Origin of the sequence: Streptomyces sp. NPDC085937 (genome assembly GCF_044540535.1) — a bacterium.
GTDB lineage: Bacteria > Actinomycetota > Actinomycetes > Streptomycetales > Streptomycetaceae > Streptomyces.
The window spans coordinates 34905-57770 of sequence record NZ_JBITSH010000021.1; the positions used below are offsets into that span (position 1 = coordinate 34905).

The 22866-nt window shown below is 72.2% G+C and carries 21 protein-coding genes; 9 read left to right on the top strand and 12 right to left on the bottom strand.

Annotation, left to right across the window (positions count from 1 at the left end; genetic code table 11):
* Positions 1-64 precede the first annotated feature (64 nt).
* Positions 65-1102, bottom strand: coding sequence for a glycosyltransferase family 2 protein (locus ACIF8S_RS30915; protein WP_400003568.1), 1038 nt, complete (start codon positions 1100-1102; stop codon positions 65-67).
* Between the two features lie 242 nt (positions 1103-1344).
* Here ACIF8S_RS30915 and ACIF8S_RS30920 point away from each other — a divergent pair, with 242 nt between their 5' ends.
* Positions 1345-2706 (top strand): LCP family protein, encoded by a 1362-nt coding sequence (locus tag ACIF8S_RS30920; RefSeq protein ID WP_349791788.1) that lies wholly within the window; start codon positions 1345-1347, stop codon positions 2704-2706.
* Between the two features lie 803 nt (positions 2707-3509).
* On the opposite strand, the gene ACIF8S_RS30925 is transcribed toward ACIF8S_RS30920, so the two are convergent.
* The gene (locus ACIF8S_RS30925) at positions 3510-4067 is read right to left on the bottom strand and encodes an acyl-CoA thioesterase (RefSeq protein ID WP_349791765.1); all 558 of its coding nucleotides are present in this window, start codon (positions 4065-4067) and stop codon (positions 3510-3512) included.
* Between the two features lie 141 nt (positions 4068-4208).
* On the opposite strand from ACIF8S_RS30925, the gene ACIF8S_RS30930 reads away from it, so the two are divergent.
* Complete coding sequence (locus tag ACIF8S_RS30930) at positions 4209-5474, top strand: LCP family protein (RefSeq protein ID WP_400003569.1); 1266 nt, start codon at positions 4209-4211, stop codon at positions 5472-5474.
* A gap of 67 nt (positions 5475-5541) precedes the next feature.
* Here ACIF8S_RS30930 and ACIF8S_RS30935 read toward each other — a convergent pair whose 3' ends face one another.
* On the bottom strand, positions 5542-5907 hold the full coding sequence (locus ACIF8S_RS30935; protein WP_400003571.1) for a four-helix bundle copper-binding protein: 366 nt from the start codon (positions 5905-5907) through the stop codon (positions 5542-5544).
* Between the two features lie 179 nt (positions 5908-6086).
* On the opposite strand from ACIF8S_RS30935, the gene ACIF8S_RS30940 reads away from it, so the two are divergent.
* Positions 6087-7250, top strand: coding sequence for a phosphatidylserine/phosphatidylglycerophosphate/cardiolipin synthase family protein (locus ACIF8S_RS30940; protein WP_400003573.1), 1164 nt, complete (start codon positions 6087-6089; stop codon positions 7248-7250).
* Between the two features lie 64 nt (positions 7251-7314).
* On the top strand, positions 7315-7959 hold the full coding sequence (locus ACIF8S_RS30945) for a dihydrofolate reductase family protein (protein ID WP_400003575.1): 645 nt from the start codon (positions 7315-7317) through the stop codon (positions 7957-7959).
* Positions 7960-8049: 90 nt separating this feature from the next.
* Here ACIF8S_RS30945 and ACIF8S_RS30950 read toward each other — a convergent pair whose 3' ends face one another.
* Complete coding sequence (locus ACIF8S_RS30950) at positions 8050-9207, bottom strand: acyl-CoA dehydrogenase (protein WP_400003577.1); 1158 nt, start codon at positions 9205-9207, stop codon at positions 8050-8052.
* Between the two features lie 192 nt (positions 9208-9399).
* Between ACIF8S_RS30950 and ACIF8S_RS30955 the strand changes: the two genes are divergently transcribed.
* Positions 9400-10743: a UDP-glucose dehydrogenase family protein gene (locus ACIF8S_RS30955; RefSeq protein ID WP_400003579.1), complete on the top strand. Its 1344-nt coding sequence runs from the start codon at positions 9400-9402 to the stop codon at positions 10741-10743.
* Between the two features lie 100 nt (positions 10744-10843).
* Here ACIF8S_RS30955 and ACIF8S_RS30960 read toward each other — a convergent pair whose 3' ends face one another.
* Positions 10844-11350, bottom strand: coding sequence for a CGNR zinc finger domain-containing protein (locus ACIF8S_RS30960; RefSeq protein WP_400003580.1), 507 nt, complete (start codon positions 11348-11350; stop codon positions 10844-10846).
* Positions 11351-11458: 108 nt separating this feature from the next.
* Between ACIF8S_RS30960 and ACIF8S_RS30965 the strand changes: the two genes are divergently transcribed.
* Positions 11459-11818 (top strand): VOC family protein, encoded by a 360-nt coding sequence (locus tag ACIF8S_RS30965; protein WP_400003582.1) that lies wholly within the window; start codon positions 11459-11461, stop codon positions 11816-11818.
* 16 nt (positions 11819-11834) lie between these two features.
* Complete coding sequence (locus ACIF8S_RS30970; RefSeq protein ID WP_400003584.1) at positions 11835-12227, top strand: VOC family protein; 393 nt, start codon at positions 11835-11837, stop codon at positions 12225-12227.
* Positions 12228-12570: 343 nt separating this feature from the next.
* Here ACIF8S_RS30970 and ACIF8S_RS30975 read toward each other — a convergent pair whose 3' ends face one another.
* The 4 genes from ACIF8S_RS30975 to ACIF8S_RS30990 all read right to left on the bottom strand — a co-directional run bounded on the left by ACIF8S_RS30975 (position 12571) and on the right by ACIF8S_RS30990 (position 16677).
* Entirely contained in the window at positions 12571-13698 is a 1128-nt protein-coding gene (locus ACIF8S_RS30975) for a dipeptidase (RefSeq protein WP_400003586.1), read from the bottom strand.
* 125 nt (positions 13699-13823) lie between these two features.
* Positions 13824-15002, bottom strand: a complete 1179-nt coding sequence (locus ACIF8S_RS30980) for a dipeptidase (protein WP_349791747.1) — start codon at positions 15000-15002, stop codon at positions 13824-13826.
* A gap of 14 nt (positions 15003-15016) precedes the next feature.
* Positions 15017-15541 carry a 5-(carboxyamino)imidazole ribonucleotide mutase gene (purE, locus tag ACIF8S_RS30985; RefSeq protein ID WP_349791745.1) on the bottom strand — a complete coding sequence of 175 codons (525 nt, stop codon included), beginning with the start codon at positions 15539-15541 and terminating at the stop codon, positions 15017-15019.
* Positions 15538-16677: a 5-(carboxyamino)imidazole ribonucleotide synthase gene (locus tag ACIF8S_RS30990; protein WP_400003588.1), complete on the bottom strand. Its 1140-nt coding sequence runs from the start codon at positions 16675-16677 to the stop codon at positions 15538-15540. Before ACIF8S_RS30990 ends, purE begins: the two co-directional genes overlap by 4 nt.
* Positions 16678-16843: 166 nt before the next feature.
* On the opposite strand from ACIF8S_RS30990, the gene ACIF8S_RS30995 reads away from it, so the two are divergent.
* Complete coding sequence (locus ACIF8S_RS30995) at positions 16844-17335, top strand: GtrA family protein (protein WP_400003590.1); 492 nt, start codon at positions 16844-16846, stop codon at positions 17333-17335.
* A 12-nt stretch (positions 17336-17347) separates the two neighbouring features.
* On the opposite strand, the gene ACIF8S_RS31000 is transcribed toward ACIF8S_RS30995, so the two are convergent.
* A complete protein-coding gene (locus ACIF8S_RS31000; protein WP_349791739.1) occupies positions 17348-18622 on the bottom strand; it encodes an ATP-binding protein in 1275 nt (424 codons plus the stop codon).
* 34 nt (positions 18623-18656) lie between these two features.
* Positions 18657-19334, bottom strand: coding sequence for a response regulator transcription factor (locus ACIF8S_RS31005; RefSeq protein ID WP_349791738.1), 678 nt, complete (start codon positions 19332-19334; stop codon positions 18657-18659).
* A gap of 518 nt (positions 19335-19852) precedes the next feature.
* On the opposite strand from ACIF8S_RS31005, the gene ACIF8S_RS31010 reads away from it, so the two are divergent.
* Complete coding sequence (locus ACIF8S_RS31010) at positions 19853-21349, top strand: oligopeptide:H+ symporter (protein WP_400003592.1); 1497 nt, start codon at positions 19853-19855, stop codon at positions 21347-21349.
* An 830-nt stretch (positions 21350-22179) separates the two neighbouring features.
* Here the strand turns inward: ACIF8S_RS31010 and ACIF8S_RS31015 are convergent.
* Positions 22180-22743, bottom strand: coding sequence for an ATP-binding protein (locus tag ACIF8S_RS31015; RefSeq protein WP_400003594.1), 564 nt, complete (start codon positions 22741-22743; stop codon positions 22180-22182).
* Positions 22744-22866: the final 123 nt, after the last annotated feature.

A 22866-nucleotide genomic window follows, 5' to 3' on the forward strand; every position in this document is an offset into this window, starting at 1 on the left:
AAGGCCCCTTCCCGGTCGCGGGAAGGGGCCTTCGACGTGCCGTTCGGTGTGCCGGGTGCGAGCCTCAGGCCGCCTGGGTGTCCGCGTGGACGGCGGGACGCCGGGAGGCGATGACCTTCTTGGCCAGCGAGCGCGGGCTGGTCAGGAAGCCCCAGCCCCACGACATGTGCATGGTGGCCAGGGCCACCGGGATCTGCAGCCGCGCCTTGAGCGACAGCCCCTTGCCGGCGGGTATGGACCCCGCGACGATCGCCGCGAGGTAGCCGCCGGGAACCACGAAGCCCCACGGGGTGAGCGCCGCGCCCACCACGATCCCGGCCGCGATCACGCACACCGCGGTCGGCGGGGCGAGATAGCGCAGGTTGATGGACCCGGAGTGGTAGCGGGCCACCACGTGCCGCCAACGGCCGTAGTCCTTGTACTGCTTGGCGAGCGCCCGCACGGACGGGCGGGGCCGGTACGACACCTTCAGCTCGGGCGAGAACCAGATCAGGCCGCCCGCCTCACGGATGCGGAAGTTCAGCTCCCAGTCCTGGGCGCGGATGAACTCCACGTTGTAGCCGCCCTGCCGCTCCAGCGCCTCGCGCCGGAACACGCCCAGGTACACGGTCTCGGCGGGCCCCGCCTGGCCGCCGGTGTGGAAGGCGGCGTTGCCCACGCCGATCTTCGAGGTCATCGCGGCGGCGACGGCACGCTCCCAGTCGTTCTCGCCCTCGGCGTGCATGATGCCGCCCACGTTCTGCGCGCCGGTCTCCTCCAGGAGACGGACGGCGGTGGCGATGTAGTTCGGGGAGAGCATCCCGTGCCCGTCGACCCGGACCACGACCGGATGGCGCGAGGCCTTGATCGCCGCGTTGAGGGCGGCCGGGGTGCGGCCGGTGGGGTTGGGCACGGTGTGCACCCGCGGGTCCTCGGCCACGAGCTCGGCGGCGATCTCGTCCGTGCGGTCCGTGGACGGACCGAGGGCGATCACGACCTCCATCTCGCCGGCGTACTCCTGGGCGAGGATGGCGCGGACGGCGCCGCGCAGATGCCGCTCCTCGTTGAGGACGGGCATGATCACGGAAACGGCGGGGAGCCGCACGTCGGCATTGGCGTTCATAGGAGCCTCACGTTACCGCGAACGGGGGACACGTCTGCGCGTGCCGGGGTGCTGTGCGGAGGGCCGCAGATCGTATCGGCCTACGGTGCTCACGATTCCACGCTCGGCCGTCGTCCGGAGGTGCCCCCTTGCCCACGCCGCCGCGCTCCCCCCGGCCCCGAACGCCCGACCGGCGTCCGGCGCGGCCGCCCCGCCCGGGACCGCGCCCGCCCGCTCCCCCGCGGCGCAGGCCGCGCTGGGTGATGCGGACGGTCACCGCGCTGTCGGTGGTGGTGCTCGCCTCCGCCGGGATCGGGCACGCGCTGCTCAGCGGGCTCGACGACGACATCGCCCGGGTCGACCCGTTCCGCGACATGAAGAACCGCCCGCGGGCCGGTCACGGCATGAACATCCTGCTGGTCGGCACGGACGGGCGGGACAGTGTCGGCAAGGAGGAGCGGGAGAGGTACCGGCTCGGTGGGGCGCCCTGCCACTGCACGGACACGATCATGATCGTGCACATCTCGGAGGACCGGGACCGGGCCAGCGTCGTCAGCCTGCCGCGCGACTCCTACGCGGAGACCCCGCCGCACACCGACCGGGTCAGCGGCAAGCAGCACAGGGGGCACCCGCTCAAGCTGAACGCGGCGTACGCGGAGGGCGGGCCGCAGCTGACCGTGCGGACGGTGGAGAAGATGACCCGGGTGAAGATCGACCACTACCTGGAGGTCGACTTCACCAGCTTCATGAAGACCGTCGACGTGGTCGGGGGTGTGGAGATCTGCACCGACCAGCGGCTCAAGGACCGCCAGACCGGCCTCGACCTGCCCGCCGGCCGGCACACCCTCAAGGGCGGCGAGGCCCTGCAGTACGTCCGCGCCCGGCACGTCGACGGCGCCTCCGACCTCAGCAGGATGCGGCGCCAGCAGCAGTTCCTCGCGGCGCTCGTGGACCGGGCCACCTCGTCCGGGATCCTGCTGAACCCGATGCGGTTCCGCGACGTCACCCGCTCCGTGCTGGGGTCGGTCCGGGCGGACGAGGGGTTCGGCACCGGCGAGCTGCTCGACCTGGGCCGGGCGATGCGGAACTTCTCGCCGTCGTCATCCGAGTTCACCACCGTGCCGGTCGCGACGATGGGGTACGCCGTGAAGGGCGTCGGCTCGACCCTGAAGTGGGACACCGACAAGGCCGAGCACATCTTCGACGCGCTGCGCCGGGACCAGCCGCTGTCCACCCGCCCCGCGCCCGACGCGGCCCGGCGGGTGCCGGTGGACCCCCGGCAGATCCGGGTGCAGGTCGAGAACGGCACCCGCACCCCGGGCCTCGGGCGCCGCGTGGACGCGGCCCTGGCGGCGACCGGCTTCGCCACCACCAAGGCCCCGGTCAACGCGGACCGGCAGGACGTCCGGCGCACGGTCGTCGCCTACGACCCCCGCTGGGACCGTTCCGCGAAGTCCCTCGCGACGGCGCTGCCCGGCAGCGAGCTGCGCGCGGTGAAGGGCCAGGGCGCCACCCTGAAGGTGATCGCGGGCACCGACTTCGAAAAGGTCCGGAAGGTCCGCGCCCAGGACCCGGGCCAGGGCGAACTGGGCGTGGTGCGAGGCGACGAGGTCAGCTGCTCCTGAGCCCCGCCATGGGCGGATCCCCTCTTCGACCACGTGGGCGGAGCCTCGCCCGCAGGGCGCCCCGGCGGGCGCCGGCCCCCGACGGCGGCCGAAGCTCTGGGTATCGCGGACCGCCCCGACGGCACGGACGGACCATCCCGGCGACCGGTCCCGTCCCGGCAGACGAGCACCCTGGTGAGCCGGGCCCGCCCCACCCCGCCCGGGTCGGGCGGCGGGCCGGGCTCCGGGCGCGGCCCCGTGGGCAAGCGGCCCGGCGGCGCGGCCCCGGGCGCCGGACAGCCCCGCAGGCGGGCGACCGGGTTCCGTCCCGGCGGGTATGTCGCCCCGCTCGCCGGCGGAGCTCACCCCGCCCGACGCGGGCGGCGGGCCCGGCGCGACACGCAAGCGCCCCGGTGAGGCAGGGCGCTTGCCCGACGGTTGCCTGAGGCCTGACGGAGTTTCGAGCCGCGCCCTGCGGGCGCCTCGCCCTGGGTCGTCGCACCGCGTGGTGGACTGTCAGGTCCCCGGACCGGCGGGCGGCCCGGCAGGGCGTGGGCTCCGGCCTGTCGGCTCCGGCGAGGTCCGGCCGCCGCCCTTGCCCTGACGGCGAACGCCCTGCGATCTGCCGCCTCCCCGGTCGGCGGCCGGGGTGGGCCCGGCTCCGGGTGCCGGACGGCACCGGCGGGTTCCGAGCCCTCGGTCCACGGCCGGTCGGGGGCCTGGCGTGCCTGGGCCGGGGTGCTGGGCAGCCCCGGTCGGTTCTCCAGGCCCCGGGCCGGCGCGTCAGGGCCCGGCCTCCGGGAGGGCCGGGCGGGCCGAGGGTGTCAGTCCTCGAAGCCTTCCGCGGCTCGCTTCGCGCGGAGGTCCATGATGGCTCGGCGGCGGGCCAGGCGGTGGGTGCGGCGGATCTGGGCCTCCTGGTAGCGGCGGCGGTCCTGCTCGGTCTCCGGTGTGACCGGCGGCACCCGGCGCGGCTTGCCGTCGGCGTCGACGGCCGCGAAGACCAGGTAGGCCGAGCCGACCTGCGTGGCCGGCGCCGACTCGTTCCAGCGCTCCGCCAGCACCCGCACGCCGACCTCCATCGAGGTCCGCCCGGTCCAGTTGACCTGGGCCTTCACATGGACCAGGTCACCGACGCGGACCGGCTCCAGGAACGCCATCTCGTCCATGGACGCGGTCACGGCCGGCCCCCCGGAGTGCCGGCCGGCGACGGCGCCCGCCGCGTCGTCGACCAGTTTCATGATCACCCCACCGTGCACGGTGCCCAGAAGGTTGGTGTCGTTGTGCGTCATGATGTGGCTGAGCGTGGTGCGGGACGCCGAGACGGGCTTGCCCGGGATTTCCGGACTGTCCGTCGGCACGGCAGGGGCCTGGTCTGTCATGGCCTCCACCTTATGCGCTGGTGACAACCGGCTTGTACGGCGGTGACAGAGGCCCGATATGTGTCAGCTTCGCAACAGCGGTGCCCTGATTTTCCGACGACCCTTGTATGGCCCACCACCCGGACCTGCACACTGTCTCCCATGAATGACTGGCCCGAGGCATGGTCCGACGACAACCGCGGCGGCCGCTACGGACGCGGGAGCGGGAGCGCACAGCCCGAGGGCGCCCGTGTCATGCGGCAGGTCCGCCGCGGACAGCCGGCCCCTCCCGGGCAGGGCGCCTACGGCGGCGTGCCGCAGCAGCCCAACTACGTCGACGGCGGCGGACACGGCGGCGGCTACGACAGCGGCTACAACACCGGCCAGGTCTACGGCGGCGCCGGCGGACACGGCGGCGGTGACGGCTACGGCGGCCCGCAGCGCCCCGCCCCGGACTGGCGCCGTCGTATCAAGTGGACGGCGATCACGCTGGTGACCGTGCTGTTCGTCACGACCGTCGCGACGTACTTCTGGGCCGACTCCAAGCTCAACCGCGAGGTCGACCTGTCGAAGGTGATCGAGCGGCCCGAGAAGGGCGAGGGCACCAACTACCTCATCGTCGGCTCCGACAGCCGCGAGGGGCTGACCGCCGAGGACAAGAAGAAGCTGCACACCGGCTCCGCCGACGGCAAGCGCACGGACTCGGTGATGATCCTGCACACCGGGGACAACGGCCCGACCCTGATATCCCTCCCCCGGGACTCGAACGTGGAGATCCCCGCCTTCAAGGGCTCCGAGTCGGGCAAGACCTACCCCGGGACCGGCCGGCAGGTGAAGCTGAACGCCGCCTACGCCGAGGACGGCCCGGAGCTGCTGGTCCGCACGGTGGAGTTCAACACCGGGCTGCACATCGACCACTACGTGGAGATCGGCTTCGGCGGCTTCGCGAACATCGTGGACGCGGTCGGCGGCGTGGAGATCGACATCCCGCAGGACATCAAGGACACCAAGTCCGGCGCCGACCTCAAGAAGGGCAAGCAGACCCTGAACGGCGAGGAGGCGCTCGCCTTCGTCCGCACCCGCTACGCCCTGGCCGGGTCCGACCTGGACCGCACCAAGAACCAGCAGAAGTTCCTGTCCGCCCTGGCCAACCAGGTGGCGACCCCCAGCACCGTGCTCAACCCCTTCAAGCTGTACCCGACGATGGGCGCCGGCCTGGACTCCCTGATCGTCGACAAGGACATGGGCCTGTTCGACCTGGCCGACATGTTCTGGTCGATGAAGGGCGTCAGCGGCGGCGACGGCACGTCGATGAACATGCCGATCTCCGGCTCCACCGGCGGCAACCTGCTGTGGGACAAGGCAAAGGTGAAGCAGCTGGTCGACCAGCTGAACAACGACGAGAAGGTCACCGTCAAGGGCAACTGACGCCCCGAACGGCACCGTACGAGGGCACCCCCGCGGGGGTGCCCTCGCGCACGTCCGGAGCGGTCGGTCACATGGGCGCGCCCGCCATCGCGCGGCACGTCTCGGAGCAGCGGCGGCAGGACTCCGCGCACCGCGTCATCCGCTCGTCGTCCGGCATGGACATGCACGCCTCGGCGCACAGGTCGCAGGCCTGCGCGCAGATCATGCACATCTCGTTCGCCAGCGGCGAGCGGCGCATCATCATGTCCGCGCAAGAGCGGGTCATCTCCGAACAGTCCAGGAGCGCCCGCATGATCCGCGTCTGGGCCTCGCCGCCCGTCTGCAGACACGCGCTCATGGTCTCCTCGCACACGCCGTGGCATTCCATGCACGCCTGGACGCAGTCCTGCATCTCCTTGCTCAGCGGTTCGACGGTCGGCTGCTGCTGGGTCATGGTTCCTCCCGGGGGACGGCGCGGGCCGCCGCTCGGCCCCGCACCTTCCGTCCTACGCCCCTGTGGCCATGACCACCACGCGGCGCTGCTTGACCGCACCGGGAGCGGCAACAAGGAGGGGTGGCGCTCCTGACCACGGCGCCGAGGGGGCGGTCGCAGGACACACAGGGGAGAGGGACGTGACACCACAGACGGAGCGCAAGAGGCTGCGCAGACGGCTGGAGCGGCTCATCGGCATAGCGGCGACCGAGGGCAACGAGCTCGTGCCGCTGCGCAACGGCGACGAGATCTTCCCCGCGATGCTGGCGGCCATCCGTGCCGCGGAGCACACGGTCGACATGATGACCTTCGTCTACTGGCGGGGCGACATCGCGCGCGAGTTCGCCGAGGCCCTGGCGGACCGGGCCCGCGCGGGGGTGCGGGTACGGCTGCTGCTGGACGGCTTCGGAGCCAAGGAGATCGAGCCGGGCCTGCTGGAGGCCATGGCGGACGCGGGCGTCCACGTGGCCTGGTTCCGCAAGCCCACCCGGCTGTCGCCGATGCGGCAGAACCACCGCTGCCACCGCAAGGTGCTGGTCACCGACGAGCACACCGCCTTCACCGGCGGCGTCGGCATCGCCCGCGAGTGGTGCGGCAACGCCCGCAACCCCGACGAATGGCGCGACACCCATGTGCAGGTCAGGGGCCCGGCCGTGGACGGCATCGCCGCGGCCTTCGCGCAGAACTGGGCGGAGTGCCACGACGAGCTGTACGACGAGCACGACCGCTTCACCTCGCAGGAGCAGCCGGGCAACGCCACGGTCCAGGTGGTGCGGGGCTCGGCCAGCTTCGGCTGGCAGGACATGCAGACCCTGCTGCGTGTGGTGATCACCTCGGCGCAGGAGCGGTTCCGGCTGTCCACGGCGTACTTCGCGCCGGACGAGTACTTCATCGACCTGCTGGCGGCCGCCGCCCGCCGGGGCGTGAAGGTGGAGATCCTGCTGCCCGGCCCGCACACCGACCAGCGCGCCTGTCTGCTGGCCGGGCGTCAGCACTACCAGACGCTGGTGGACGCGGGCGTGGAGGTGCGGGAGTACCAGCCGACCATGCTCCACACGAAGATCATCACGGTGGACGGGGTCTGCTCCCTGATCGGCTCGACCAACTTCAACCGCCGCTCCCTGGAGCACGACGAGGAGGTCATGCTGGCCGTCCTCGACGAGGACTTCACCGCCGCGCTCGACGCCGACTTCGACGCCGACCGCAAGCTGAGCGAGCCGATCGACGCGGAGCGCTGGCGGCGCCGTCCGCTGCCCGCGCGTCTGGCCGAGGCGGCGGTCACCCCGATCCGGCGTTTCCTGTGAGCCGGCGGCGATGAGTTCTCCCCTTCCGGGGAGTCCTCACACTGTCACCTGGCGAGGAGGGACAGTGCCACAGCTGCTGAGAGTGCAGAACTTCAACGTCTCGAGCGACGGGGTCGGCGCGGGCGAGGACCAGACCCTGGAGCGGCCCTTCGGCCACGTGGACCCCGGCGCGCTCTTCGCCTGGGCCGGCGCGACCGCGAGCTGGCCGAACCGCACCGCCCCCGGCGGGACCCGGGGCATCGACGACTACTTCACCCGGGACTTCGCGAACAACATCGGCGCGGAGATCATGGGGCGCAACAAGTTCGGGCCCCAGCGCGGGCCCTGGCGGGACCACGAATGGCAGGGCTGGTGGGGGGACGAGCCGCCGTTCCACACGCCGGTGTTCGTGATGACCCACCACCCGCGTCCGTCCGTCACGCTGTCCGACACCACGTTCCACTTCGTCGAGGGCGACCCCAGGACGGTGCTGGATCTGGCGCGGGAGGCGGCGGACGGCAAGGACGTGCGGCTCGGCGGCGGGGTGAGCACCGTACGGCAGTTCCTGGACGCCGGTCTGGTCGACACCCTGCACGTGGCGGTGTCACCGATGAAGATCGGCTCCGGGCTGCGCCTGTGGGACTCCCCCGACGACCTGCTCGACCGGTTCCACCTGGAGGTCGTGCCGAGCCCGAGCGGGGTGGCGCACCACCTGTTCTGGCGTAAGTGACGGCCACGGCGGCCCGGACGGCGCCGAGGGCCCGCACGGCGAAGGAGGGCGCCCGTCACCGGACACCCTCCCGAGGCTCTGCCTCCGCCCTTACGGCAGGTTGCGGGCCATCACGATGCGCTGGACCTGGTTCGTGCCCTCGTAGATCTGGGTGATCTTGGCGTCGCGCATCATGCGCTCGACCGGGTAGTCGCGGGTGTAGCCGTAGCCGCCGAGGAGCTGGACGGCGTCGGTGGTGACCTCCATGGCGACGTCGGAGGCGAAGCACTTGGCGGCGGCGCCCTGGAAGGTCAGGTCGCTGTCGCCGCGCTCGGACTTCGCGGCGGCCGCGTAGGTGAGCTGGCGGGCGGCCTCGATCTTCATGGCCATGTCGGCGAGCATGAACTGCACGCCCTGGAAGTCGCCGATCGGCTTGCCGAACTGCTTGCGCTCCTGGACGTAGCCCTTGGCGTAGTCGAGGGCGCCCTGGGCAATGCCGAGGGCCTGTGCCGCGATGGTGATGCGGGTGTGGTCCAGGGTCTTCATCGCCGTGGCGAAGCCGGTGCCCTCCTCGCCGATCATGCGGTCGGCGGGGATGCGGACGTTGTCCAGGTAGACCTCGCGGGTGGGCGAGCCCTTGATGCCGAGCTTCTTCTCCGGCGCGCCGAAGGAGACACCCTCGTCGGACTTCTCCACGACGAAGGCGGAGATGCCCTTGGAGCGCTTGCTCGGGTCGGTGACGGCCATCACCGTGTAGAACTCGGACTCGCCGGCGTTGGTGATCCAGCGCTTCACGCCGTTGAGGATCCAGTGGTCGCCGTCGCGCACGGCCTTGGTCTTCATGCCGGCCGCGTCGGAGCCGGCGTCCGGCTCGGAGAGGCAGTACGAGAACATCGCGTCGCCCTTGGCGAGCGGGCCCATGTACTTCTTCTTCAGCTCCTCGGAGCCGGAGAGGATGACGGGCAGCGAGCCCAGCTTGTTCACCGCGGGGATGAGGGAGGAGGACGCGCAGACGCGGGCCACCTCCTCGATCACGATGACCGTGGCGAGGGCGTCCGCGCCGGCGCCGCCGTACTCCTCGGGCACGTGCACGGCGTGCAGGTCGTTGGCGACGAGCGCGTCGAGGGCCTCGCGGGGGAAGCGGGCCTCCTCGTCCACCGCGGCGGCGTGCGGCGCGATCTTCGCCTCGGCCAGCGAGCGGACGGCGTCACGGAGCATGTCGTGCTCCTCGGACGGGCGGTACAGGTCGAAGTCAGCCGATCCGGCCAAGGTCTCTCACGCTCCAAAACACTGCGATGCTGGTCACGCTAACTACCGTTAAGTAACTCAAATGTTAGCCCTCCCCCCTGGCCGTGGATAGGTGAGCTGGGCGACAGCGGCGGGACCGCCGGGCGGGAAGGCCGCGGGCGCCCCGGATATGCTCGGGCGCGCACGTGCCTGCCGCAGACCCCTGGAGCACCCATGGCCCTCAAGATCACCGTGATCGGCACCGGTTATCTCGGCGCGACCCACGCGGCGGCCATGGCGGAGCTGGGATTCGAGGTGATGGGCCTCGACGTGGTGCCGGAGAAGATCGACAAGCTGCGCCGCGGCGAGGTCCCGATGTACGAGCCGGGACTCGAGGAGCTGCTGCGCCGACACGTGGCCGGGATCGAGGGCTCGACCGGCCGGCTGCGGTTCACCATGGACTGGGCCGAGCTGGGCGAGTTCGGCGACATCCACTTCGTCTGCGTGAACACCCCGCAGCGGCACGGCGAGTACGCCTGCGACATGTCGTACGTCGACTCGGCGATCGCCTCGCTCGCCCCGCATCTGAAGGGTCCCGCGCTGGTCGTGGGCAAGTCGACGGTGCCCGTCGGCTCGGCCGACCGGCTGGCCGCCTACCTCGCCGAGCACGCGCCGGCCGGGGCGGACGCGGAGCTGGCCTGGAACCCGGAGTTCCTGCGGGAGGGCTTCGCGGTGCAGGACACCCTGCACCCGGACCGGATCGTGGTGGGCGTGCGCAGCGAGCGCTCGGAGAAGCTGCTGCGCGAGGTGTACTCCACGCCGGTCGAGGAGGGATCGCCGTTCGTGGTGACGGACTTCCCGACGGCGGAGCTGGTGAAGACCTCCGCGAACTCCTTCCTGGCCACCAAGATCTCGTTCATCAACGCGATGGCGGAGCTGTGCGAGGCCACCGGCGGTGACGTCGCCAAGCTGGCGGAGGCGATCGGCTACGACGACCGGATCGGCCGGAAGTTCCTGCGGGCCGGGATCGGCTTCGGCGGCGGCTGCCTGCCGAAGGACATCCGCGCGTTCATGGCGCGCGCCGGTGAGCTGGGCGCGGACCAGGCGCTGACGTTCCTGCGGGAGATCGACTCGATCAACATGCGCCAGCGCGGCCGGATGGTGGAGCTGACCCGGCAGGCGCTGGGCGGCGGGGCGTTCCTCGGCAAGCGGGTGGCGGTGCTGGGCGCGACGTTCAAGCCGGACTCGGACGACGTGCGCGACTCGCCGGCGCTGAACGTGGCCGGGCAGATCCATCTGCAGGGCGGCCAGGTCACGGTGTACGACCCGAAGGGCATGGAGAACGCCCGCAGCCTGTTCCCGACGCTGGGGTACGCCGGCTCGGCACTGGAGGCGGTGCGCGGTGCGCACGTCGTGCTGCACCTGACGGAGTGGCAGGAGTTCCGCGAGCTGGACCCGGCGGAGCTGGGCGAGGTCGTGGCCGACCGGCTGGTGCTCGACGGGCGCAACGCCCTCGACCCGGAGGCCTGGCGGCGGGCGGGCTGGCGCTACCGGGCGATGGGCCGCCCCGGCGCCTGATCGAGGAACCGGACACAGGTGACGCCGGTTCGGCCGAGGCTCAGTCGGCCGAACCGGCGTCGCATCGCATTCTGCCCCACGGCGCGCGGATGTGGTGCCGCTACCCCTGCTTCGCCCGGTATCGGCGCATCTTCGCGCGAGCCCCGCACACCTGCATCGAGCACCAGCGGCCACGCCCGCCGGGGCTGCGGTCGTAGTACGCCCAGTGGCAGGTCGGGGACTCGCAGGCCTTGAAGCGCTGCCAGGTGCCGGCGGTGAGCGCCTCGGCGACGGCGACGGCGACCCGGGAGAGCAGCGGACCCTCGTCGACCGGGGCGAGGGCGGCCGAGCCGTCGGCGGGGTCCACGGTGACCACCAGGGGCGCGCGGGCGAGCAGGTCGCCGAGCGGGGTGACCGGGCCGTGGGCGGGGTGGCCGGCGTGCGCGAGCAGGGTGGCCCGGAGGGACTCGCGCAGTTCCCGGGCGGCGTCCACGGTGTCCTCGGTGAGCCCGAAGGGCGCGCGGCCCTCGGGGGTGTCCAGCGCGTCCCGGCCGGTGGCCAGGTCCACCGTGTTGACGAGGGCCTGCACCAGGGTCAGTCGCCCGGGCGGGGCCGCTCTTTCGGTCATGACGCGAGGCCACCTCTCTCAAATCCCTTGCAACGTTACCGCCTCTGCGGGAGCATGCGGTAACGGTTACCAGCAGACCGCTTTTGGCGGTAACACGAGGAGGCAGTCATGTCCGTAGCGAAGGTGGGCGCCGTCGTCCTGGACTGTCCTGACCCGAGCGCGCTGGCCGGCTTCTACGCCGGTGTCGTGGGCGGCGCGGCCGAGGGTGAGGGCGACTGGGTGGACCTGAAGGTGCCCGGTGGGCCGACGCTGGCCTTCCAGCGTGCCGAGGGGTTCGTGCCGCCGCGGTGGCCCGCGGCCGACCGCTCCCAGCAGTTCCATCTCGACCTGACCGTCGAGGACCTGGACGCGGCGGAGAAGGAGGTCCTGGCGCTGGGCGCCAGGCCGCTGGACACGGAGGACCGCTCGCGGACGTTCCGGGTTTACGCGGACCCGGCCGGGCACCCGTTCTGCCTCTGTGCCTGCTGAGATCAGGAGGAATCCGATGGCCCCCGTGGCACGACTGCGCAGTGTCGTCCTGGACTGCCCCGACCCCAACGAGCTGGCCGTCTTCTACGCGGCCGTCGCCGGCGGCACCCCCGAGGCGGAGGACGCGGACTGGGTGGTCCTGCAGGTCCCCTCGGGCCCGCGGCTCGCCTTCCAGCGGGCCCCCGGCTTCACCCCGCCGGCCTGGCCGAGCGCCGAGCACGACTCGCAGCAGTTCCACCTCGACTTCGACGCGGGCGGGACCTGGGAGGAGGTCGACGCGGCCGAGGAGAAGGTGCTGGCGCTCGGGGCGAAGGTGCTGGACCGGGAGGACTGGGAGACGAAGGACTTCCGTGTCTACGCCGATCCGGCGGGCCATCCCTTCTGTCTGTGCCGCATCGAGCAGCCTTAGGCGGCGCTCGGGACGCGAGAGGAGCGGCACCGCTTCGACGCCGGGTGCGGGTGGTTTGTGGCTGGTCGCGTAGTTCCCCGCGCCCCTGGGGGGTGGGTGCGGGTGGTTTGTGGCTGGTCGCGCAGTTCCCCGCGCCCCCGGGGGGTGGGTGCGGGTGGTTTGTGGCTGGTCGCGCAGTTCCCCGCGCCCCTGGGGGGCGGGTGCGGGACCTCCGTGGCTGGTCGCGCAGTTCCCCGCGCCCCCGGGGGGGCGGGTGCGGGTGGTTTGTGGCTGGTCGCGCAGTTCCCCGCGCCCCTGGGGGCGGGTGCGGGACCTCCGGGGCTGGCCGCGTCCGGGCAGCGCCTCAGCCGTCGAGGGCGGTGACCGTCGCCGTCGACGGCGGGCGGCGCTGCTGCGCGGTGTGCGCGGTGAAGGCCGCGGCGCGCAGCACCCGCTGGACGTTGCCCCAGGTCAGCAGGGCGACGTCGGCCTCGTCCCAGCCCCGCCGCAGCAGCTCGGCGATCAGCCTCGGATAGCACGACGGGTCGCTCAGTTCCTGCGGGTGGGCGCTTCCGGTGTCGTAGGTGCCGGACAGGCCGACGCAGTCCGGGCCGGCGAGGGTACGGACGTGGTCGAGGTGGTCGGCGACGTCCCGGACGGTCGGGCCCGCCTGCTCGGCGGTCAGCGGCACCAGGCACAGGCCCTTGGCCTCGCCCACCGCGGTGAGCAGGTCGTCGGGCAGGTTGGCCGGGTGCGGGCGCAGGTCACGGGCTGCGGACCGGCTGAACAGCACGGGCGCCTTGGACACGGTGAGGGCCCGGCGGATCGTCGGGGTGGAGGCGTGGGAGAGGTCGGCGACCATGCCGATCCGGTTCATCTCACGCACGACCTCCTCGCCGAACCGGGTGAGCCCGGCGGGACCGGCCCATGAGGTGCCGGTCAGGGTGAGCACCCGCAGGCCGAGGGCGTGCAGCGCCCGCAGGACGCTCAGGGAATCGCCGAGTGCGGGCGCCCCGGCCGGTCCGAACAGCACGGCGACCCGGCCGCAGTTCCGGGCGTCCACGAACTCCCCGGCGGTGCGGGCGGGGCGCAGGTCCTCGTCGTGGCCGGCGACGACCGCCTGCGCCAGGTCCAGCTGTTCCAGGGTGGTGGTCAGGGCCCGGTCGCCGTCGTGTCCCTCGGGCAGGTGCAGCGCCCAGAAGACGGCGCCGACCTGCCCCCTGCGCAGCCGGGGCACGTCCGCGTCGACGGCGCTCTCCCCGAGGTCGAGGTCGTACCAGGGCAGTCCGCGCAGCGCCCAGGGCAGCCCGCTGTAGCCGTCGGCGACGGGGTGGGCGGCGAGGACGGCCCGGGCGCGGTACAAAGGGTCGTCGTCCGGGTCGGAGACGGGCCGGTACTCCTCCGGCCCGACGACCACCGCCTCCTGCGGGAACGGCTCGTCGACACGGCCGACCTCGGCGGCGGGATGCAGGTCGTCCTGGAGATCGGCCATCACGGGGCTCCGTACGTCGTGACCTCGGCGGTACGGTCACCGTCGCACGGAGCACCCACGGGCTTCCTGGTGAACGCGGCGTTCGGGGTAAGACGGGCCGCCCGCCCCCGCGCCGCGTCCGCCGGTCAGCCGTCCAGCGCCTCGATGCGAGCGTTGGACGGCGCGCGCGTCGCCCGCAGGTCGCGGGCCACGTCCTCGGCGGCGCCCAGCACCCGGACCGCGTTCTGCCAGGTCAGCTTGGACAGGTCGGCCCGGGACCAGCCTCGGTCCAGCAGCTCGGCGATCAGCCGGGGGTAGCCGGAGACGTCGTCGAGGCCGTCGGGGGTGAAGGCCGTGCCGTCGTAGTCGCCGCCGATGCCGAGGTGGTCGATGCCGGCGACCTCGCGCATGTGGTCGAGGTGGTCGGCGACGGTGGACACCGTGGCGACGGGCCGCGGGCGGCTCTCCTCGAAGGCGCGGTGCAGCTTCATCGCCTCGGGGCTGGTGTCGAGGTGGTGGAAGCCGTGCGCGCGGAGGTTCTCGTCGGCGGCGGACGTCCAGTCGACGGCGGCCTGGAGCACGAACTTCGGCACGAACGTCACCATCGCGATGCCGCCGTTGGCGGGCAGCCGCTCCAGCACGTCGTCGGGGATGTTGCGCGGGTGGTCGCAGACCGCGCGGGCGGAGGAGTGGGAGAAGATCACCGGCGCGGTGCTGGTGTCGAGCGCGTCCCTCATGGTCGTGGCGGCGACGTGGGAGAGGTCGACCAGCATGCCGAGGCGGTTCATCTCCCGCACCACCTCGTGGCCGAACGCCGACAGGCCGCCCACGGCGGGCTCGTCGGTCGCCGAGTCCGCCCACGCCACGTTGAAGTTGTGGGTGAGGGTCAGGTAGCGCACGCCGAGGTCGTACAGCCCGCGCAGGGTGCCGAGGGAGTTGGCGATGGAGTGACCGCCCTCCGCCCCCATGAGGGAGGCGATACGGCCCTCGCGGCGCGCGGCCTCCATGTCGGCGGCGGTCAGCGCAAGCGCCAGGTCCCGCGGATGACGGGCCGCCAACTGCCGTACGCAGTCGATCTGTTCCAGGGTGGCCGGGACCGGGTCGGGGGCGTCGGCGCGGACGTACACCGACCAGAACTGCGCGCCCACGCCGCCGGCGCGCAGCCGGGGGATGTCGGTGTGGAGGTGTGCGGACTGGTCGGCGGAGATGTCGCGGGCGTCGAGGTCGTAGGTGACCTGTTCGCGCAGCGCCCAGGGCAGGTCGTTGTGCCCGTCGACGACGGGGAACTCGGCGAGCAGCGCGCGGGCTTCGTCCAGGGATGTCATGCCGCCCACCCCGCTCACTTGCCGAAGCCGAAGCCGGCGCCGGAGCCCTCGGCCTTCGCCTTCAGCCGCTTGCCCTTCTCGGTCGCCTGGTCGTTCAGCTCCTGCTGGAACTCCTTCATACGGCCGAGGAGTTCCTCGTCGTGGGCGGCGAGGATGCGGGCCGCGAGCAGACCGGCGTTGCGCGCGCCGGCCACGGAGACGGTGGCGACCGGCACACCGGCGGGCATCTGCACGATCGACAGCAACGAGTCCATGCCGTCGAGGTACTTCAGCGGCACGGGCACACCGATGACGGGCAGCGGGGTCACCGAGGCGAGCATGCCGGGCAGGTGGGCGGCGCCGCCCGCGCCCGCGATGATCGCCTTCAGCCCGCGGTCGGCGGCCTGCTCGCCGTACGCGATCATCTCGCGGGGCATGCGGTGCGCGGAGACGACGTCGACCTCGTAGGCGATCTCGAACTCGTCGAGGGCCTTGGCCGCCGCCTCCATGACGGGCCAGTCGGAGTCGGACCCCATGACAATGCCTACAACCGGGCTCATTCGGTGATCGTGCCTCTCAGGTAGCCGGCTGCGTGACGGGCGCGTTCCAGCACGTCGTCCAGGTCGTCGCCGTAGGTGTTCACGTGACCGACCTTGCGGCCGGGCTTCACGTCCTTGCCGTACATGTGGATCTTCAGCTGGGGGTCGCGGGCCATGCAGTGCAGGTACGCGGAGTACATGTCCGGGTAGTCACCGCCGAGCACGTTGACCATGACGGTCCACTTCGCGCGCGGGCGCGGGTCGCCGAGCGGCAGATCGAGCACGGCGCGGACGTGGTTGGCGAACTGCGAGGTGATCGCGCCGTCCATGGACCAGTGACCGGAGTTGTGCGGGCGCATCGCGAGTTCGTTGACCAGGATGCGGCCGTCGCGGGTCTGGAACAGCTCCACCGCGAGGTGGCCGACGACACCGAGCTCCTTGGCGATGTTCAGCGCCATCTCCTCGGCCCGCAGCGCGAGGTCCTCGTCGAGGGCGGGGGCGGGCGCGATCACGGTGTCGCAGACGCCGTTCACCTGCTGCGACTCCACCGCCGGGTAGGCCACGGCCTGGCCGTGCGGGGAGCGGACCACGTTGGCGGCCAGCTCGCGCACGAAGTCGACCTTCTCCTCGGCGAGGACGGGGACGCCGGCCTTGAACGGCTCGGCGGCCTCCTCGACGGTGCGGACGACCCACACGCCCTTGCCGTCGTAGCCGCCGCGAACCGTCTTCAGGACGACGGGGAAGCCTTCGCCCTCCGCCGCGAACGCGGCCACGTCCTCGGGCCCGGAGACGATGCGGTGCCGCGGGCAGGGCACGCCGATCGCGTCGAGCTTCTCGCGCATCACCCCCTTGTCCTGGGCGTGCACGAGCGCGTCGGGGCCGGGGCGGACGGGGATGCCGTCGGCCTCCAGGGCCCTGAGGTGCTCGGTGGGCACGTGCTCGTGGTCGAAGGTGATCACGTCGCAGCCGCGCGCGAAGGCGCGCAGCGTGTCCAGGTCGCGGTAGTCGCCGACGACGACATCGCTCACCACCTGGGCCGCTGAGTCCTGCGGGGTGTCACTGAGGAGCTTGAACCTGATGCCGAGCGGGATGCCCGCCTCGTGTGTCATACGAGCGAGCTGGCCACCGCCGACCATGCCGACTACCGGGAACGTCACGTCCCCCAGGGTATCCGCCCGCGCCAGGGTGGCCGATTCCCGCCCTCCGCGCGGGACGCACGGGGCACCTGGGGCGGACGGAGCACGGCGTCCGCAGGAAGATCGCGCCTGCTGGTGGTTAGCATGGCGGAGTTGACGCACTTCTACCGACAGGAGCCTGTGGGCGATGGAACGAGGTTCCTCGGGGCTTCGGCGGCTCTTCCGTGAGGTGGCCAAGTTCGGCGCGGTGGGGGGAGCCGGGGTTCTGGTCAACCTCGGTGTGTTCAATCTGGTCCGGCAGGCGTCCGATCTCCCGGTGGTCCGGGCGAGCGTGATCGCCACCGTCGTGGCGATCGTCTTCAACTACGTGGGGTTCCGGTACTTCACCTACCGCGACCGCGACAAGTCCCGCCGCACCCGCGAGATGTCGCTGTTCCTGCTGTTCAGCGTCATCGGCCTGGTGATCGAGAACGGCGTGCTCTACACCGCGACGTACGGCTTCGGCTGGGACAGCTCGCTGCAGAGCAACATCTTCAAGTTCGTCGGCATCGGCGTCGCCACGCTGTTCCGCTTCTGGTCCTACCGCACGTGGGTGTTCCGTGCGCTGCCGGGGCGGGACGTGCCCGTGGCCGGCTCGGCGCCGGTCACCGGTGACCGGGCTCGGCAGCGGGTGCCGTAGGCCGGGTCCGGCTCAGCGCACCGTCCTGCGGTTCTCCTCGTCCGGGTCCTTCCGCGGGGGCGTGCTGGAGAGGAACAGACCGAAGACGGCCGGATTGGCCTGGAGCATCTCCAGCCGGCCGCCGTCCGCCTCCGCCAGGTCCCGGGCGACCGCGAGGCCGATGCCGGTGGAGTTGCGGCCGCTGATCGCCCGTTCGAAGATCCGCGAGCCCAGCTCGGCGGGGACGCCCGGCCCCTCGTCGGTGACCTCCACGACGATCTGGTTGCCGGTGACGCGGGTGCGCAGGGCGACCGTGCCGCCGCCGTGCATCAGCGAGTTCTCGATCAGCGCGGCCAGTACCTGGGCGACCGCCCCCGGTGTGCCCACCGCCCGCAGCTCCCGCTTGCCGGAGGTGACGATGGCCCGGCCCGCGCTGCGGTAGGCGGGGCGCCACTCCGCGAGCTGCTGCTTGATCACCTCGTCGAGGTCGAAGGTGACGGCGGAGCCCGTGCGCGGATCCCGGGAGTTGGTCAGCAGCCGCTCCACCACGTCCGTCAGCCGCTCCACCTGCGCGAGCGCGATGGTCGCCTCCTCCTTCACCGTGTCCGGGTCGTCGGTGAGGGTGATCTCCTCCAGGCGCATCGACAGCGCGGTGAGCGGGGTGCGCAGTTGGTGGGAGGCGTCGGCCGCCAGGCGCCGCTCGGCGGTCAGCATGCGGGCGATGCGCTCGGCGGAGGCGTCCAGCACGTCGGCGACCCGGTCCAGCTCCGGGACGCCGTAGCGGCGGTGGCGGGGGCGCGGGTCGCCGGAGCCGAGGCGCTCGGCGGTCTCCGCGAGGTCGGTCAGCGGCGAGGCGAGGCGGTTGGCCTGCCGGATCGCCAGCAGCACCGCCGCGATCACCGCGAGGAGCGCCACCAGGCCGATGATCAGGAGGGTGCGGGCGACCTCCTGGGTCACCGAGGAGCGCGGCTCCTGCACGGTGACCGTCTCGCCCTCCTCGCCGGGTGCCGTGGCGCTGATGACGTCGCCGTCCGGACGGGAGCCGAGCTCGATGGGCGGCTTGCCGGGGATCCGGACGACGGCGTAACGGTCCTCGGTGACCTGGTCGGCGAGGATCCCGGCGGTGACCTTGTCCTCGACGAGCAGCCGACTGTCGACGATGCTCGCCAGCCGCACCGCCTCGGACTCCACGCGCTCCTTGGCGGTCTCGGTGATGGTGCGGGTCTCGACGATCACCAGCGAGACGCCGAAGACGGCGATCACGACGAGCACCACGGCGAGCGTGGACTGGATCAGACGGCGGCGCATGTTCTCTTACCCGGTGGCGGAACCCCGGCGGGGTTCAGCTCTTCTCGAAACGGAAGCCCACGCCGCGCACGGTGGCGATGTAGCGGGGGTTGGCCGCGTCGTCGCCGAGCTTCTTGCGCAGCCAGGAGATGTGCATGTCGAGGGTCTTGGTGGAGGACCACCAGGTGGTGTCCCAGACCTCGCGCATGAGCTGGTCGCGGGTGACGACCCGGCCCGCGTCGCGCACCAGAACCCGCAGCAGGTCGAACTCCTTGGCGGTGAGCTGCAGCTCCTCGTCGCCCATCCACGCCCGGTGCGACTCGACGTCGATGCGCACCCCGTGGGTGGCCGGCGGCTGCTGCGGCTCGGCCGCGCCGCGCCGGAGCAAGGCCCGCACCCGGGCCAGCAGTTCGGCGAGCCGGAACGGCTTGGTGACGTAGTCGTCGGCGCCCGCGTCCAGGCCGACGACCGTGTCCACCTCGTCGGCGCGCGCGGTGAGGATCAGCAGGGGGATCGTGTGCCCCCCGGCGCGGAGCCGGCGGGCGACCTCCAGGCCGTCCATGCCCGGCAGTCCGAGGTCCAGCACGACCAGGTCGACGCCGCCCTGCATTCCGGCGTCCAGTGCGCCGGGTCCGTCCTCACGCACCTCGACTTCGTAGCCCTCCCGGCGCAGGGCGCGGGCCAGCGGCTCCGAGATGGACGCGTCGTCCTCGGCGAGCAGTACACGGGTCATGCCGATGATGGTAGACCCGCCGGTCGGGCCGCAGGGGTGTGATCGCCCGGCTCGGTTCTTACCGTCGCCTCACCCGTTTCTCACCTCCGCAAGCCCTGGTACGGACCTGAGGGTGTGGGGTGCGATGCTGGGTAGGGCCTTCGAATGGGTGATCAAGGCGTCTTGCAACCTGTGATTCACGTCTCAAGTCCTTCCATATCCGGCACTGTCCTGCCGTATGGTGAATCAACGCCTGTTGCACCGTGGGGACCTTTGGCGGCAGTTGACGCTGAAGGTCTCTTTTGTGTGCGGGCCGGTATGTCGTACCGGCCCCGAAGCAATGACCTGTGGCCGGGCCTTCACCGCGCGTCGACGCACGGCGGAGGTGTGGATCCCGGTGGTCGCCGTCCGTCGCTCCGTGATCCGGAGCGGCACCCCCCGGGCGTGGGGCGGACGGTACGGCCTGCCGGTGCCGGCCAGCCCCCCACCGGGCGCGTACCCGCTCCTCGCGCGACGCGTCCCGACAGCAAGGAACGACCATGGCGTCCAGCCTGACGAAGGACTCGGTCTCCCCGGGCACCCCCGGATCCGAGAAGACCTTCTTCGGCCACCCCCGCGGACTGGCCACTCTCTTCATGACCGAGATGTGGGAGCGTTTCTCCTACTACGGCATGAGGGCCCTGCTCCCGCTGTACCTCGTCGCGCCGGGCGGACTCGGTCTGAGCGCGGGCACCGCCACCGCCATCTACTCGGTGTACCTCTCCCTGGTGTACCTGCTCGCCATGCCGGGCGGCTGGTTCGGTGACCGGGTCTGGGGCCCCCGCAAGACCGTCGCCGTCGCCGGCGGCATCATCATGCTGGGCCACCTGACGCTGGCCCTGCCCAACTCGGGCACCTTCTACGCGGGCCTCGGGCTCGTCGCGATCGGCTCCGGTCTGCTGAAGGCCAACATCTCCACGATGGTCGGCCAGCTCTACAAGGGCCCGGACGACCCGCGCCGGGACGGCGGCTTCACCGTCTTCTACATGGGCATCAACCTCGGTGCCTTCGCCGCGCCGCTGATCATCGGCACCATCGGTGAGAGCGTCAACTGGCACCTGGGCTTCGCGCTCGCCGCGGTCGGCATGGGTCTGGGCGTCACGCAGTTCCTGCTGGGCAGCCGTCACCTGGACGCGCAGTCCAGCGTCGTCCCGAAGCCGCTGTCGGCCGAGGAGAAGGCGTCCACGCTGCGCAAGGCCGCGCTGTGGGCGGGCATCGCCGTCGTCGCGTACGCGATCCTCGGCTTCTCCGGCCACTACACCCTGAACTGGGTCCTGGTCCCGCTGACCCTGCTCGGTGTGATCATCCCGGTGATGGTGCTGGCCCGGATCAAGCGCGACAAGGACCTGGACCGCACCGAGCAGTCGAAGATGTCCGCGTACATCTGGTTCTTCGTCGCCGCCGCGATCTTCTGGATGATCTACGACCAGGGTGGCTCGACCCTGTCGATCTTCGCCGACTCGTCGGCCGAGAACAGCGTGCTGGGCTGGGACTTCCCGGTCTCCTGGTACCAGTCGGTCAACCCGGTCCTGATCATGGCTCTGGCCCCGGTCTTCGCCTGGATCTGGCTCGCGCTGAACCGGCGCGGCAAGGAGCCGAGCACGATCGTGAAGTTCTCGTCCGGCCTGGTGCTGGTCGGTGTCTCCTTCTTCCTGTTCCTGGCCCCGCTGTCGATCGCCGAGGGCGGCCACAAGGCGGCGGCGCTGTGGCTGGTGGCGATCTACTTCGTCCAGACCGTCGGTGAGCTGCTGCTCTCCCCGGTCGGCCTGTCGGTCACCACGAAGATGGCGCCCGCGAAGTACGCCTCGCAGATGATGGGCGTCTGGTTCCTCGCCGTCACCGCCGGTGACGCGACGACCGGTCTGCTGTCCATCGCCGGCGTCGACCTGAACAGGACGGGCATCGTCGCCCTGGAGGCGACGCTCGCCGTCGTGGCGGGTATCGCGGTCTGGATGTACCGCAACAAGGTGAAGTCCCTGATGGGCGACGTCCGCTGACCCGCCCGTAACCCGCACCCCCACTCGACGGAGGGCCCCGCAGCTCAGTAGCTGCGGGGCCCTCCGCGCGTACGGGGGGCGGTGCGCCGGGGCGCGAGTGGTGCGCCTGGGGCGCGGGCCGGTTGCGGGCGGGCGCGGGGCGGAGCGGCAGGGGGCGCCCCGCCTCCGCCTCCCGAGCGCGGGACGGAGGCGGAGGCGGGCACGCCACCGAGGCCATCACCTCGGGCCACTGGACGGGGAGCACCCCGGCGTGGAGCGGGACGGGTGCAGGGGCGCCCCGCGTCGAGGGCCTCGGCGGCGGCCTGCTGCCGGAGCTGAGACCGCGCCCTGGAACCCCGGGTACGGGTGGGGCAGGCCCGGGGCGGGCGCGTGCGGGCGCCATGGTGCGGCGACGGGATGCCGCGGGAGCTGCCGTCCCTCGGCGGGTGGCTTACGGGCGCCGGGCGCGGTGGCGGGAGTCGCCGGAGCGCGACGGCGGGAGCCGGGACGCTCGGGGTGCCGGGGCCGGTGGCATCAGGGGGCTGGGCGCCCGGTTGTGTCGTTGCTGTCAGGGCGCGTCGGGCGGGGTGAGGAGGCGCTCAGGCGGGGGCTGAGGGCCCGGAGGGCGGGGCAGGGCGTACGCGGGCGGGAGGTGCTGTGTGCGGCGGTCTCAGGGCCGTACAGGGGACCCGCCGCTGTACGCGGCCACCGCCCGCCGCTGCCGTCGGACTGCGACGCGTGGGATCCGCGCGCTGCTCGTCATGCGGCCCGCCGCCGTTGCGCCGGGCCGGACTCGCGGGCCCGCGGCCGGCCCGCGTGGGGCGCGACCGGGGTCCGGGCGGTGGCCCGGGTTACGACGGGGTGCCGAGTTCGGCCCAGACCGTCTTGCCCGCCACGTCCGCGGAGCGGACGACGCCCCAGTCCAGGCAGAGGCGCTGGACGATGAACATGCCGTGTCCCCCCGGCCGCCCCGCCCGGTGCGGCGTGCGCGGTGACGGCTGGCCCGTGCCCCGGTCGGTGACCTCGATCCGGATCACTTTGCGGTCGCAGGTGATCGTCATCAGGTCCGGCCCCTCCGCGTGCAGGCACGCGTTGGTGACCAGCTCGGAGACGACGAGCAGGACGTCCTCGGCGGCGGCCCGCCGGTCCGCGGTGTCCGCGGGCAGCCAGCCCCAGTCGTACAGCGCCTGCCGGGTGAAGTCCCGCGCGAGCGGCACGACACCGCTCTGGTCCTCGAAGCTCAGCCGGCGGACCTGGGCGTCACCGGCCGGCCCAGGAGCCGGCTCCGGGGCCGTCGGCACAGCCACACCGCCGTCCTGGGCGCCCCCGATCGGTGCAGCGCCCCCGGGCGTCCCGGAAGCACCGCTGGGCTCCGGACCGCGGTCGCCCGGCGAGTAGGGCCGGGTGGTGCTCATCAGCGCTTCACCTCACCGTGTCACCAGTTCACAATGCAAAATCTTCCGTACTCGGTCAGTCACGCGCGGACGGCCCGAATGGTTCTCGGCACCCTCCCGACCACCGCGTCCGGGACGTTCAGG

What these genes read in the sequence shown, in the direction of transcription:
- ACIF8S_RS30915 (WP_400003568.1), bottom strand. Translation starts at nt 1,102, where the DNA reads ATGAACGCCAATGCCGACGTGCGGCTCCCCGCCGTTTCCGTGATCATG.
- ACIF8S_RS30920 (WP_349791788.1), top strand. Translation starts at nt 1,345, where the DNA reads ATGCGGACGGTCACCGCGCTGTCGGTGGTGGTGCTCGCCTCCGCCGGG.
- ACIF8S_RS30925 (WP_349791765.1), bottom strand. Translation starts at nt 4,067, where the DNA reads ATGACAGACCAGGCCCCTGCCGTGCCGACGGACAGTCCGGAAATCCCG.
- ACIF8S_RS30930 (WP_400003569.1), top strand. Translation starts at nt 4,209, where the DNA reads ATGAATGACTGGCCCGAGGCATGGTCCGACGACAACCGCGGCGGCCGC.
- ACIF8S_RS30935 (WP_400003571.1), bottom strand. Translation starts at nt 5,907, where the DNA reads ATGACCCAGCAGCAGCCGACCGTCGAACCGCTGAGCAAGGAGATGCAG.
- ACIF8S_RS30955 (WP_400003579.1), top strand. Translation starts at nt 9,400, where the DNA reads ATGGCCCTCAAGATCACCGTGATCGGCACCGGTTATCTCGGCGCGACC.
- ACIF8S_RS30960 (WP_400003580.1), bottom strand. Translation starts at nt 11,350, where the DNA reads ATGACCGAAAGAGCGGCCCCGCCCGGGCGACTGACCCTGGTGCAGGCC.
- ACIF8S_RS30965 (WP_400003582.1), top strand. Translation starts at nt 11,459, where the DNA reads ATGTCCGTAGCGAAGGTGGGCGCCGTCGTCCTGGACTGTCCTGACCCG.
- ACIF8S_RS30970 (WP_400003584.1), top strand. Translation starts at nt 11,835, where the DNA reads ATGGCCCCCGTGGCACGACTGCGCAGTGTCGTCCTGGACTGCCCCGAC.
- ACIF8S_RS30975 (WP_400003586.1), bottom strand. Translation starts at nt 13,698, where the DNA reads ATGGCCGATCTCCAGGACGACCTGCATCCCGCCGCCGAGGTCGGCCGT.
- ACIF8S_RS30980 (WP_349791747.1), bottom strand. Translation starts at nt 15,002, where the DNA reads ATGACATCCCTGGACGAAGCCCGCGCGCTGCTCGCCGAGTTCCCCGTC.
- purE (WP_349791745.1), bottom strand. Translation starts at nt 15,541, where the DNA reads ATGAGCCCGGTTGTAGGCATTGTCATGGGGTCCGACTCCGACTGGCCC.
- ACIF8S_RS30995 (WP_400003590.1), top strand. Translation starts at nt 16,844, where the DNA reads ATGGAACGAGGTTCCTCGGGGCTTCGGCGGCTCTTCCGTGAGGTGGCC.
- ACIF8S_RS31000 (WP_349791739.1), bottom strand. Translation starts at nt 18,622, where the DNA reads ATGCGCCGCCGTCTGATCCAGTCCACGCTCGCCGTGGTGCTCGTCGTG.
- ACIF8S_RS31005 (WP_349791738.1), bottom strand. Translation starts at nt 19,334, where the DNA reads ATGACCCGTGTACTGCTCGCCGAGGACGACGCGTCCATCTCGGAGCCG.
- ACIF8S_RS31010 (WP_400003592.1), top strand. Translation starts at nt 19,853, where the DNA reads ATGGCGTCCAGCCTGACGAAGGACTCGGTCTCCCCGGGCACCCCCGGA.
- ACIF8S_RS31015 (WP_400003594.1), bottom strand. Translation starts at nt 22,743, where the DNA reads ATGAGCACCACCCGGCCCTACTCGCCGGGCGACCGCGGTCCGGAGCCC.